Origin of the sequence: Rhodococcus sp. NPDC057297 (assembly GCF_042667435.1) — a bacterium.
GTDB lineage: Bacteria > Actinomycetota > Actinomycetes > Mycobacteriales > Mycobacteriaceae > Rhodococcoides.
In genome coordinates this window covers 183,725-196,104 of the sequence record NZ_JBHUZE010000002.1, presented here as the reverse complement: position 1 = coordinate 196,104, position 12,380 = coordinate 183,725, and the positions used below count along the sequence as shown (strand labels likewise).

Here is a 12,380-nt window from a genome sequence, read left to right as displayed (position 1 = left end):
AACAAGAGCACCCGACCTTCTCGGGTGCTCTTGTTGTGTATCGGGTGTTCTCGATCAGGCCTGGGCTACAGCGTGCGTTCGAAACAGATGGATGTCGGCGAGTCGATATAGGGCCCGAATCCGTCGATGCGGGAGTACCCCTCGCGCTCGTAGAAGCGAACGGCATCGGGTTGTCCGGATCCGGTCTCCAGTTTCAGGACACGGATCCCCATGTTTCGGGCACTGGTTTCCAACTGTCGCAGAATCGCCACCGATGCGCCGCGTCCGCGTTCGGGTGGGATGACGTACATCCGTTTGATTTCCGCTTCACCCTCGTCGAGCAGCCGCAGGGCTCCGCATCCGATTCCGACGCGGGTGTCGTCGCGTGCGACTACGAACACCGCGATGTCTTCGGAGGTCGGAGCGACGCCGGGTTCGTGACTGCTGTTGCCGTACCGCGCGTCCAGTTCGGCGCGTTGTGCTGCGCGCAATTGCGCGCCGACGGGGGTTTCCCAGTCCTCTTCGTCGACTGTGATCACGGTGATGTGCCTCTTTCGTTCGCCGAGCGTGAAACGCCCATCTCGGTTGCTGGCACACTGGACAAGTGACAGTCAGCCCCGCCGAGCCTCGCACGTCCGGGGCGCTCTCGCCTACCGAGTTGGCCACGGCAGCGGTGATGAGCAGTTTTGCGGTCGCCCTGTCGGTCGTCGCGATTCTGGTTCCCATGGCCACAGCTCTTCAGATCGTCGCGGCCGTGCCGATGGCTGTCGTGGTGCAGCGTCACCGCACCCGGGCACTCGTGGCAGCCGCGGTTGCGGGGGTGCTCGTGGCGTTCGTCGCAGCCGGCACCACCACCGCGTTCACCGTCGCCATGTCCGCAATTCTGGGTGGCCTCGTCGGCCGGGCCAAACGAAAGAAGCAGGGACTGCTGTCCGTTCTGGCCACGTCGATGGTGGTGGGTCCGGCAATCGGGGCGATCATGGTCGGCCTGCTACTGATTCTGTCGCCACTACGAGAGCTGTTTCTGCGGACCATCGAGAACACCGTGGAAGGCCTGGCCCGCTTGATGTCTCGGGCCGACTTCCTCGTCACGCCCGCGAATGTTCTGCGGGACAGCGTCGGCACCATCCTCGATTACTGGTGGTGGTGGATTCTCGGCACGACCACACTGTCGATCGTCTTCGGCGCCCTGTTCGCCTGGCTGATCCTGGGTGCCGTTCTGGATCGCCTCGCCACCATCCCGGTGATCGATCGACTGCCCGTTGCGACGGAGGGTGCCGTCGGGCCTCTCCCAGTGCAACTGCGCAGCGTCGGATTCCGTTATCCGGACAGCACATTCGCAGCACTGGGCAACATCGACCTGCGGATCGAGTTCGGCGAGTTCGTTGCCGTCGTCGGACACAACGGGTCGGGCAAATCGACGCTCGCGCGCATCCTTGCGGGCCGCGAGCCGACGTCGGGGACCGTGGAACGCCCGGGCACAGCCGGACTCGGACTGACCGGAGGAACAGCCATAGTGCTGCAACGACCGGAAAGCCAGGTGCTGGGCAGCCGCGTCGCGGACGACGTCGTGTGGGGACTCCCGCCCGGCTACGACATCGACGTCGAATCCGTACTGTCCGAAGTCGGGCTGGCAGGTCTGGGCGAGCGGGACACGTCGTCGTTGTCCGGCGGCCAGCTGCAACGACTTGCCGTGGCGTCGGCCCTGGCTCGGCGTCCCGCCCTTCTCATCGCCGACGAGGCCACCGCGATGATCGACGCGGAGGGCCGCGAAAGTCTGGTGGCATTGCTTGCGGCACTCCCGAGGCGGCACCGGATGTCCGTCGTGCTCGTCACACATCAGGAATTGGAGACGGTGGCTGCCGATCGCGTCGTACATTTGCACGGCGGGTTCCAGGTTGCACACACGCCCGATTGGATGCGCGGGCAATTCGCCTACTCCGCGGACGCTTTCCGCACCGGTGCGACCCTCATGACGTTGACCGGTGTCGCCCACACTTACAACCGCCGGACGCCGTGGTCTCAGGACGCATTGAACGGAATCGACCTGTCCATCGCCAAGGGCGACGGCATCCTCGTCCTCGGCGGCAACGGATCCGGCAAGTCGACGCTGGCCTGGATCCTCGCCGGGTTGACGTCACCCTCGGCAGGCACCGCGCAGTTGGAGGGCCGCGATATCGCCGGCGACGTCGGTGCCGTCGGTCTCGCCTTCCAGCATTCTCGTCTGCAACTGCAGCGACGGACGGTCGCCGAGGACATCGAGTCCGCAGGAGGCCCGGAGGTGGGATCGGCCAAGGTGTCGGTGGCCATGGACGCCGTCGGGCTGGATCGCGCACTCGCGAGCCGCGAGATCGACTCGCTCAGCGGCGGGCAGATGCGTCGCGTCGTGATAGCGGGACTGATCGTGAACAGACCTCGAATTCTCGTGCTCGACGAGCCACTCGCCGGCTTGGATCCGCCCGGCCGAACGGAGATCATCGACGTGCTCGGGTCACTGCGACGACAAGGGATTGCCATCGTGGTGATCTCGCACGACGTCGACGGTATGGACCGAATCTGCGACCGGACGGTCGTACTCGACGCAGGCAGGGTCGCGTCATGACCACAGTCGTGCTTCGTCAGGTGCCCGGTTCCTCGCCCATCCATCGACTCTGGGCGGGCACGAAACTGATCGCGGTGCTGCTGATCAGCATCACGATCGTCGTCGCACCGTCCTGGGCGTCCATCGGACTCGTCGTCGGAGTGCTGGTCGTCGCGGGGGTCATCGGCCGAGTTCCGCCGACCGCCGTGCCGCGGCCTCCGTGGTGGATCTGGGCGCTGTTCCTCGTCGGCGCACTCATCAACCTTCCACTCGGTCTGGATGCGGTGCTGTTGTTCCTCCGTTCGACCGTCTTCGCATTCGTCCTGCTGGGGGCCTCGATGATGATCGGGTGGACGACGTCGATGAGCGACATCGCACCCGCAGTCGCCATACTCGTCTCGCCGCTGAAGAAGCTGAAATTGCCGGTCGACGAATGGGCTGCGACCCTGGCGCTGTGCCTGCGGTCGCTACCCCTGCTCATCGACGAGATGCGCACGATGATCGCTGCCCGCAAGCTCCGGCCGAAATCGGTGCTGAACAGCGCGTCGGACAACTCGATCGTCGACCTGATCACCGCGACGATGTCGATCGCCATCCGTCGGGCGACGGAAATGGGCGAGGCCATCACCGCTCGCGGCGGCACCGGTCAGATCACCGCACATCCGAGTCGACCCGGCCTGTCCGACGCCCTCGCCCTCGCCGTCGTCGCACTGTGCTGCACAGCCGGGATCGTGCTGACGTTCGTCTAGGACTACTCGCCGCCGATGCGCTGGGTCCGGCTGTTCAGCGCCTGCACGAACACGTCCGGGATGTCACGCGGATCCTCGGCGACGTAGCTGGTACCACCCGTCGCGGCGGCAATTCTTTGCAGCGCAACAGGATCGGCGTCGGTGGTGATGCCGACCGTGACGATGACGACGGGACGAACCGGATCCTGCTCGCGCTGCAGAGTCTCGATCAGCTGATCCAGACTCGGACTGCCCTCGTCCTCGTTCGTACCGTCCGTCAGCAGGATGACACTGTTGACGAAATTCGGGTCGTACCCTTCCTTGACCCGGCGGAACGCAGCGAGAGTGGTGTCGTACAGACCGGTTCCACCACCGACCAGGGTCGGTAAGCCGCGGATCGCGGACAGAATCGCCTCGCGTTGCGGCAGTCCGTTGAACATCGTGTCCACAGCACCCAGTGGAACCAACTCGCGATAGTCCTGCTGGCCACCACCGAGTCCGATGGAGAAGGCCCACAGTCCCATCTCGGTCTGGTCGCTGAACAGAGCATTGGCACCGAGGCTTGCGTCCACGGTCAGCGCAATACGCGTCGAGTCGCCCGACCGCGCAGCCATGGAACCGGAGACGTCCTCGACCACGAGTGTGCGGAGCGGAAGCGCCAACACCGACCAGTCACGCAACGTCGATTCGATTGCCAGCGGGTTCTTCAACTCCAGCGACGCCACCGAACCGACCCCGCTGCCGTCGGCCAGTGGCACACCGCTGGCCTGCCTGAACCCGGCCGCCGTCAGGACTTCGGTGGCCGAGGCGGTCGACAACGCCGACGCCAATGCGGTGCCCGCATCCTTGACGCGGTCGTAGTCCGGACCGGCCGCGGCCGTCACCGCGAGCGGATAGTTCAAGAAATAGCTACCCGTCGGCGGGACGGATGCTTCGAGCGGGGCGTCGGGATGCGCGGTGTTGTACGTGACCACGCTCTGCTCGGTTGCAACGGATGTTCCACCGTCGGCAGCAACCTGCTCGACGAGGTCCATCGTCCCGTGCGGAAGGTTCGCGATGCGGCCGTAGTCCTGAGCTTTGGGGACCAGTGCGGCGGAGACGGCCTTGGCGTCGGAGATCGCCACCTCGGATTCCGCCAGAGCTCCGAGTATCGAGGCGAGCGATGCGCTGCTGTCCAGTGGATCACCGATTCGCTGGCCCGGATTCTGCAGCACCTCCAGCCAGGTGTTCACCGGAACCGACTCACCCGGACGGGTGACGACGACGGGCATGGTGTTGACCACCGAAGACTTCGCCACCTCGGGAAGCGCCCCGGTCGACCGGAGAGTCTTCAGCAGCCACAGAGTCGAATCGGGGATCCACAGGTCCGGGCGGTTCTCGTTGTTGCCGGCGAGTTCGGTGGCCGTGTCCGTCGGCGCCTCGGCCCTGATGTCGAAATCGGTGCACCCTCGGTCCACGGGTTCCACCGTGGACAACACGTCCGTGACGACCGGGGCGACGGTGGGATCGACTGCAACGGACACCTGCTCGACGGTGTCGCATTCGGCCCCGCCTGCGCGAACAGCCTGCACTCCGAAATAACCCCCGACGACGACCACTACCGCCGTGACGACGATCGCGCCCCACACGTACAGCGGATTGCTGCGCGTTCCCGTTCCGTGACGCCCCGACATCCCCGTGTTCCCCCAAACAGTCAGCTTCCGTTGCACGCTGCATCATGCACGGCAAAGCGCGCCGAGCAAACGGCAAACCCAAAAATAGCGGGAAAATCAGCGTCCTGCGCGGCTCTTGAGAGCATTCACAAAAACGTTGGGGATTTCCGCCGGATTTCTGGCCAGAAAGCTGGTTCCGCCGGTCGCCGCGGAGATCTGCTGAAGGACCCCGGCGTCGGCGTCGTCGGTGATACCGATCGTGACGATGACGACAGGCTTGCTCGGATCCTGCTCGGCGCGCAACGTCGACAGGAGTTCGTCGAGCGAGATGCTGCCCGGGTCCTCGTTGGAACCGTCGGTGAGAATGATGACGCTGTTGATGTAGTCGGGGTCGTACCCCTCTTTGACCTGGCGGAACGCCGCGAGCGCTGTGTCGTACAGGCCTGTTCCGCCGCCTACGAGACCCGGGAGCGTTCGCGTCGCCTGCAGCAGCAGGTCACGCTGCGACGTGCCGTTCACGTCCTCGTCCAGACGCCGAATCGGTACCAACTCGCGGTAGTCCTGGTCTCCCCCACCGAGCCCGACCGAGAACGCCCACAGCCCCAGCGCGGCATTGTTCGGGAACAGCGCATTGCCGGTATCACTGGCCTGCACAGTCAGTCCGATACGTGTGTCCGCGCCCGCGCTGTACCCCATCGACCCCGATACGTCCTCCATCACGAGGGTGCGCGACGGCAGGGCCAGAACCTGGTAGCGACGCAGAGTCTCCTCGGCGGTCTGCTGATCGGCGATGGTCAACGCCTCGATGTCCCCGACACCCCGGCCGTCGCTGAGCGGAGTGCCGTCGGGTGCGCGGAATCCGACGTCGGACAGCGCTTGCAACCCGGTCTCCGACGCCAGGGCCTCCGCGACGGCCAGTCCTGCAGCCTTCGCACCCTCGACGCGGTCGTCGGCCTGTTCGGTCACGGCCAGAGGAAAGTTCAAGAAGAAACTACCTGTGGGAGGCGTCGTCAGCCCGAGCTCGGCACCGGTGGACTGTTGGAAATCGAGGTACGACTGCTCCGACACCACCGACACTCCACCGTCGTCGACCATCTCCTGCAAGCGCACGGCCGGGTCGGCTTCACCACGTGTAGCGGCCTGCGCCTGTGCGATCGGCACGAGAGCGGCCGACACCGAATCCACGGCGTCCGCGTCGGACCCTGCCTCCGAGAGCGCCCCGAGAATGGCGGCGTCGGAAATTGTGTTGGTCAACGGATTTCCGATGCGCAAGCTCTTCAGCTGCAGAGCCGTCAGCCAGGAATCGAAGAACGGAACCTCGTCCTTACGTGCGGCGATCACCGCCGGGGAACTCGCCACCGACTGGCTCGCCACGTCCACCAGCGAACCAGTCGCACGCACGGCCTTTCCCACCCACAGTGCCGAATCCGGGATCCACAGCGACGGGGCGTCGGAACCCATCGACACCGCAGCCGACGCCGTTCCGGAATCGGTCGCAGTGACCTCGACCGTCGCGCACCCGAGGTCCTCGGCCGAGGTGTCGTCGACGACCTGCTGAATCACACCGGCAATAGCCGGATCGGCGGCCAAGGAGTACGTGGCCGGATCCTCGCAGTCGGAACCGAAGGCCTTCTGCGCGGCGAACACGCCACCTCCGACGACGAGTAGGAGAACGACGGCGATGATCCCGTACTTCACCGCCGGAACGGCGCTCGCACCCGACGCGGGGGCACTGTGTCTACCAGGGGCACTGTGTCTGCCGGGCATGGAAAGGCCTCTCCGTTGTCAGGCGTACAGCGATTCGAAAGTCTTCATCGAATTCTCGATGTCGCCTTTCAGCGCCCGAGCGACGCCGGAGCCGATCGGACCGAACAGCGGAGCACCCCCGAGCTCGACGTCCAGCGTCAGGTCGGAGCCGCCGCTCTTGCCCTCCGCGACCGACAGCACCAGCCCGATCTTCACTCCGCCCTTGCCGCTGCCCTTCAGCTTCAGCTTCTTCGGCGGGTCGTAGCTCTCGATGGTCCACCGGACGCGGTTACGCATGCCTTTCACCGACGCGACGGACTCCAACGTAGTACCCACCGACAGCTGTTCCGGCAGGTCACAGCGCCAACCTTCGTGGATGGACAACCACTTGTCGTAGTCGGACAGATCGGATGCATGAGTCCACGCGGTCTCGGGGTCGAGCGGGACGTTGACGGTTACCTTCAGCTTGGCCACGGAAGGGATCGTAACCAAACGCGTCAACCCCGATGTGTGAGGCAGACCTCACCGGGGCCCGCGGAGTTGTGATAGCTACCAGTTCCTCCCCCGCACACGCCGCAGTCCCCCGCACAGGCTGCACCCTGTGCGAGGGACTGGAAGGTGTGCGGGAGCAGAACGAAATCGCGCATCGTACAACACAATCGAGTTATCCCCAGGATCGTTCATCCACAGCTATCGCGAACGCGCCCGATCGACCACGATCGTCGCCATGCGATTCGACGAGGACCCGTTGCTGATGCGTAGCCAGCTCGTGCGCACCGGAACGTCGGACAGCGAGATACGGACCGCGACCAGGAACGGGACTATGAAGCGAATCCGACGCGGCGCATTCGCCGAGTCGTCGGCGCTCCAGGCTCTGGGGCCAGAGGATCGCCACGTTCTCCGGACGCGGGCGCACGCGAACGCCGCCGGTGGCCGACTCGTCGTGAGTCACCAGTCCGCTGCCCTGGTCCACGGGATCGCACTGTGGGCCCCGGATCTGCAGCGTGTTCATTTCACCGTCGGTCGGAGCGGTGGTGGCCGTAAGACCGGTGGGCGGCACGTTCATCCCGCACCTCTCGTCGACGACGACATCGTGAACATCCGGGGGTTGTCCGTGACGTCACCGAGCCGGACGGTCGCCGATCTGTGCCGCGCGCTCCCCTTCGAAGCAGCGGTGTGCGCTACGGACAGTGCATTGGCGAAGAAGCTCGTCTCGATCGAATCCGTCACCGAGGCCTTGAACCGACGCGGGCGAAGAAACATCGCAAAGGCACTTCGCGCGCTGCACTTCAGCTCCGAGCACAGCGAGAGTGTGGGCGAATCACGGTGTCGCGTGCAGTTGCACCATGCGGGTTTCGACCACCCCGAATTGCAGGTCGATCTATACACGAAGGGCGGTGCGTTCCTCGCTCGCGTCGATTTCCTGTTGGCGCAGTACGGAGTGATCATCGAATTCGACGGAATGGTCAAGTATTCGAAGTATCTGAAACCTGGGCAGACACCGGCTGCTGCTGTGGTCGCCGAGAAGAAGCGCGAGGACGCGCTGCGAGCGCACGGTTGGATCGTTCTCCGGTTGACGTGGTCGGACCTCGAGAACCCCGACAGGCTGGTGTCCAAGCTGCGAGCGTCGATCGAGCTCGCAGCCGCACTCCCCACCCCACGCACCGTGGTCCGGCCGTCGGCAAGGTGACCCCCTTCCCGCACACACTGCAGTCCCCCGCACAGGCTGCAACCTGTGCGAGGGACTGGAAGGTGTGCGAGAAGACAGCGATGGAACCCTCAGTGGGCGGTGGCCTTCTCCGCACCGATGCCGGTGAGTGAGCGAACCTCCATCTCGGCTTGCTTGGCACGGCTCTCACTGTCCTTCGACAGCAGCGTTCCGACGATGCCGAGCACGAATGCGAGTGGGATGGAGACGATTCCGGGGTTGGACAACGGGAACCAGGCGAAGTCCGAGCCGGGGATCATCGCGGTCTTCGATCCGGACACGGCCGGGGAGAAGACGATGAGCACGAGCGTCGAGATCAGGCCGCCGTACATGCTGCACAGTGCGCCGGTGGTGTTGAAGCGACGCCAGAACAGCGAGTACACGATGGTCGGCAGGTTCGCCGCGGCAGCGACCGCGAAGGCGAGTGCGACGAGGAACGCGATGTTCTGACCGTTCGCCAGGATGCCGAGGCCGATGGCCAGTGCACCGATCACGACGGCGGTGATGCGCGAGACCTTGACCTGCTTCTTCTCGTCGACATCGCCCTTCTTGATGACGCTGGCATAGATGTCGTGAGCGAACGACGCCGACGCGGTGATGGTCAGGCCGGCGACCACGGCGAGGATCGTCGCGAAGGCGACCGCCGAGATGACACCGAGCAGAATGACGCCGCCGAGCTCGAAGGCCAACAGCGGTGCCGCGGAGTTCTGTCCGCCTGCCGACGCCAGGATGCGGTCCGGTCCGACAATTGCTGCGGCACCGTAGCCGAGTACCAGGGTGAAGAGGTAGAAAGCACCGATGAGTGCGATGGCCCAGACGACGCTGCGACGGGCTTCCTTGGCGGTAGGGACCGTGTAGAAGCGCATGAGAACGTGTGGGAGACCGGCAGTTCCGAGCACGAGTGCGATGCCGAGCGACAGGAAGTTCAGCTTGGACATGTTGCTGCCGCCGTACTGCGCACCCGGCTCGAGTACCTCACGGGCCGCGACGGTCGGATCGGCCGAACCGGCGATGGTTTCCTGGGCGCTGCCGAGCAGCTCGGAGATGTTGAAACCGAACTTCGCGAGGACGAGCACTGTCATGAACAGCGCACCGGCGATCAGCAGAACTGCCTTGATGATCTGGACCCAGGTGGTGCCCTTCATGCCACCGACGAGGACGTACACGATCATCAACACACCGACGACGGCGATGACGATGGACTGCCCGGTGCGGTCGGAGATGTCGAGCAGGAGTGCGACGAGTCCGCCTGCGCCCGCCATCTGCGCGAGGAGGTAGAACAGCGACACCGTCAGTGTCGACAGCGCGGCCGCGGTGCGCACCGGACGTTGCTTGAGACGGAAGCTCAGCACGTCGGCCATCGTGAATTTGCCTGTGTTGCGGAGCAACTCGGCCACCAGCAGCAGCGCGACGAGCCAGGCGACGAGGAAGCCGATGGAGTAGAGGAAGCCGTCGTACCCGTAGACGGCGATGGCGCCCGCGATGCCGAGGAAGCTTGCCGCGGAGAGGTAGTCGCCTGCGATGGCGACGCCGTTCTGTGGTCCGGAGAATCCGCCACCGGCGGTGAAGAACTCGGAGGCGGTCGCGTTCTTCTTCGAGGCGCGGATGACAACGAACATCGTGACGGCGACGAACGCGCCGAAGATCGCGATGTTGACGAGTGGTTCTCCGACGGTGGTGTCTGCGGCTTGCGCCAGGAAGTGAGTGCCTGCGGAAGGAATCGGAATCTGGCTCGAGGTCATCGCTTGGCCTCCTGGGACGCGATCATGTCGTTGCGCAGTGCCTCGGCGCGCGGGTCGAGTTCACGGTTCGCGAAGCGAACGTAGATGCCCGTGATCGCGAAGGTGGTGACGAACTGCCCCAGTCCGAGGAGCAGGCCGACGTTGACGTTGCCCCAGACAGGGGTGGACATGAAGTCCTGCGCGTAGTTGCTCAGCAGCACGTAGACGATGTACCAGATCAGGAAGAACGCGGTCATCGGGAACACGAAGCTGCGTAGGCGTCGTCGCAGTTCCTGGAATTCAGGGCTTGCCTGCATGTCGATGAACGCCTGCTCGTCCGGTGGTGGAGATGTGTCCGGTGTTGTCACGAAAGTTGCTCCCTCGTCGTGGCGTCACGGGGTGTGACGGAAGATCTGGACTGAGAGTAGTGAGATGGGGATCACAAAAGAACGTGGTGGCGTCGGTCACACGTTCAGCTGCGTAGGTCTGCGCCGAACGGTTGTCTCGCCGCGACAAACGGGCGTCGTGTCAGAGCTCGCCCTCACGGTCTTTGCCGACTCCCAGGCGTTCGGGAGCGTGCAACCGGGTGAAAATGCCTCCGATGTCGACGGGAATCGTCCGTGATGTGGCCTTGCTGACCAGGTACATCGAACCGAAGGCGAGCGGCACGCTGACCGCGGCGGGGTACCCGAGGATCGTCGCCGCCCATCCCCCGACCCATGCCTCCGGTATTCCGAACACCGACAGCGACGCCGCCACGAGCGAGACGGTTCCGCCGCCGATCAGCCCGGCTGCTGCACCGGCCGCGGTCAGTCCGCGCCACCAGATGCCCAGCACGAGGAGGGGGCACAGCGTCGACGCGGCAACCGCGAACACCAGCCCCACCGTGCGGGACAGATCGAGCGACGCGAGCCCGAGGGACATCGCCAACGGCGCGGCTCCCGCGAGCACCGCTGCGATGCGGAAGTCTCGGACGCGGCCGCGCAGGACATCGGTGCTGAGCACACCGGCGATGCTCACCAACAGACCCGACGACGTCGACAGGAACGCGGCGATGGCCCCGGCGGCGACGAGAGCGGCCAGGAGTTGGCCTCCCACACCGGACAGCACCGACCCGGGCAACAGCAGCACCGCCGCGTCGGAGTTCCCGGTGATCAACAACTGCGGAACGTACAGACGCGCGAAGACTCCCAGCAGAGTCGGGAAGAGATAGAACAAGCCGAGCAGACCGAGGACCGTCAGCGACGTCACCCGCGCCGCACGACCGTCGGGGTTGGTGTAGAACCGCACGAGCACGTGGGGCAAACCGAGGGTGCCGAGGAATGTCGCCAGAATGAGCGAATACACCTGGTACAGCGGATGCATGCCGCCGAGACCACCCCCGGGCATCGCCCACTGAAGGTCCGTCGTCGGTGCGCCCGCCACGACGGGAACGGCCGAACCCGCGTCGAGCACCAGGGACGTTCCCTCGGACAACTCGTGCGTGCCTGCACCCAGCACCACTGCGCCGTCGACGCTGTCGCCGTCGAGAGTGCCGCTGATGAGCGCGCCGATCGGTGAATCCACCTGAACGAGAACGTCGGTGTTGATCTCGACCGTCGTCGCCCGATCCACCGTCGGTGGCGCAGGGCTGCCGACCGCGCGATCGTCGGAGAAGAAGTGCACGGACAGCACGAGGGCGGGGACGGCGACGGCCGTCAGCTTCAACCAGTACTGGAAGGCCTGCACGAACGTGATGGAGCGCATTCCTCCACCGACGACGTTGGCGATGACGATGAACCCGACGACCGCCGCGCCCACCCACCCCGGAACTCCCAGCAGGATGTTGAGCGTGAGCCCGGCACCCTGGAACTGCGGGACGAGGTACAGGGCGCAGATGACCACGACGACGAACATCGCGAGTGTGCGCAATCGCTGCGAACCAAGCCGGAACTCGGCGAAATCCGGAACGGTGTACGCCCCGCTGCGTCGAAGCGGCGCCGCGACGAACAGCAGCAGACCGAGATACCCGGCGGTGAAACCGATCGGATACCACAGGGCGTCGGCACCGTACTTCGCGATGAGGCCGGCGACCCCGAGAAACGATGCAGCCGAAAGGTATTCACCGGAAATAGCGGCCGCGTTCCACTTCGGCCCCACAGTGCGTGACGCGACCAGGAAGTCCGACGTCGTACGGGCCAGGCGCACGCCGTACACACCGATGGCGACGGTCGCGAACGCGGCGATCAGCAACGCTCCCACCGTCAACCACGGCACACCCGTCAC

10 protein-coding genes are annotated in these 12,380 nt (G+C 65.2%); 3 read left to right on the top strand and 7 right to left on the bottom strand.

Annotated features, from left to right (window positions below; genetic code table 11):
- Positions 1-65: 65 nt before the first annotated feature.
- Positions 66-518 carry a GNAT family N-acetyltransferase gene (locus ACFULT_RS06815; RefSeq protein WP_037103817.1) on the bottom strand — a complete coding sequence of 151 codons (453 nt, stop codon included), beginning with the start codon at positions 516-518 and terminating at the stop codon, positions 66-68.
- A 65-nt stretch (positions 519-583) separates the two neighbouring features.
- Here ACFULT_RS06815 and ACFULT_RS06810 point away from each other — a divergent pair, with 65 nt between their 5' ends.
- Together ACFULT_RS06810 and ACFULT_RS06805 are read left to right on the top strand one after the other, a co-directional pair.
- Complete coding sequence (locus ACFULT_RS06810) at positions 584-2,581, top strand: DUF2232 domain-containing protein (protein WP_378480985.1); 1,998 nt, start codon at positions 584-586, stop codon at positions 2,579-2,581.
- A complete protein-coding gene (locus tag ACFULT_RS06805; protein WP_037103813.1) occupies positions 2,578-3,309 on the top strand; it encodes an energy-coupling factor transporter transmembrane protein EcfT in 732 nt (243 codons plus the stop codon). The genes ACFULT_RS06810 and ACFULT_RS06805 overlap by 4 nt, the downstream gene beginning before the upstream one ends.
- Positions 3,310-3,311: 2 nt before the next feature.
- Here ACFULT_RS06805 and ACFULT_RS06800 read toward each other — a convergent pair whose 3' ends face one another.
- The 3 genes from ACFULT_RS06800 to ACFULT_RS06790 form a co-directional block, all read right to left on the bottom strand.
- Complete coding sequence (locus ACFULT_RS06800) at positions 3,312-4,961, bottom strand: substrate-binding domain-containing protein (protein ID WP_037103810.1); 1,650 nt, start codon at positions 4,959-4,961, stop codon at positions 3,312-3,314.
- 96 nt (positions 4,962-5,057) lie between these two features.
- Positions 5,058-6,623: a VWA domain-containing protein gene (locus tag ACFULT_RS06795; RefSeq protein WP_378481347.1), complete on the bottom strand. Its 1,566-nt coding sequence runs from the start codon at positions 6,621-6,623 to the stop codon at positions 5,058-5,060.
- Between the two features lie 102 nt (positions 6,624-6,725).
- On the bottom strand, positions 6,726-7,160 hold the full coding sequence (locus ACFULT_RS06790) for an SRPBCC family protein (protein WP_037103804.1): 435 nt from the start codon (positions 7,158-7,160) through the stop codon (positions 6,726-6,728).
- Positions 7,161-7,413: 253 nt separating this feature from the next.
- Here ACFULT_RS06790 and ACFULT_RS06785 point away from each other — a divergent pair, with 253 nt between their 5' ends.
- Positions 7,414-8,376, top strand: a complete 963-nt coding sequence (locus ACFULT_RS06785) for a hypothetical protein (RefSeq protein ID WP_037103801.1) — start codon at positions 7,414-7,416, stop codon at positions 8,374-8,376.
- Positions 8,377-8,465: 89 nt separating this feature from the next.
- Here the strand turns inward: ACFULT_RS06785 and ACFULT_RS06780 are convergent, their stop codons facing one another.
- The 3 genes from ACFULT_RS06780 to ACFULT_RS06770 all read right to left on the bottom strand — a co-directional run bounded on the left by ACFULT_RS06780 (position 8,466) and on the right by ACFULT_RS06770 (position 12,380).
- Complete coding sequence (locus ACFULT_RS06780) at positions 8,466-10,136, bottom strand: cation acetate symporter (protein ID WP_052059076.1); 1,671 nt, start codon at positions 10,134-10,136, stop codon at positions 8,466-8,468.
- A complete protein-coding gene (locus ACFULT_RS06775) occupies positions 10,133-10,432 on the bottom strand; it encodes a DUF485 domain-containing protein (protein ID WP_052059083.1) in 300 nt (99 codons plus the stop codon). The genes ACFULT_RS06780 and ACFULT_RS06775 overlap by 4 nt, the downstream gene beginning before the upstream one ends.
- 211 nt (positions 10,433-10,643) lie before the next feature.
- Positions 10,644-12,380 (bottom strand): cation acetate symporter, encoded by a 1,737-nt coding sequence (locus tag ACFULT_RS06770; protein ID WP_037103795.1) that lies wholly within the window; start codon positions 12,378-12,380, stop codon positions 10,644-10,646.

What these genes read in the sequence shown, in the direction of transcription:
- ACFULT_RS06805 (WP_037103813.1), top strand. Translation starts at nt 2,578, where the DNA reads ATGACCACAGTCGTGCTTCGTCAGGTGCCCGGTTCCTCGCCCATCCAT.
- ACFULT_RS06800 (WP_037103810.1), bottom strand. Translation starts at nt 4,961, where the DNA reads ATGTCGGGGCGTCACGGAACGGGAACGCGCAGCAATCCGCTGTACGTG.
- ACFULT_RS06785 (WP_037103801.1), top strand. Translation starts at nt 7,414, where the DNA reads ATGCGATTCGACGAGGACCCGTTGCTGATGCGTAGCCAGCTCGTGCGC.
- ACFULT_RS06780 (WP_052059076.1), bottom strand. Translation starts at nt 10,136, where the DNA reads ATGACCTCGAGCCAGATTCCGATTCCTTCCGCAGGCACTCACTTCCTG.
- ACFULT_RS06775 (WP_052059083.1), bottom strand. Translation starts at nt 10,432, where the DNA reads ATGCAGGCAAGCCCTGAATTCCAGGAACTGCGACGACGCCTACGCAGC.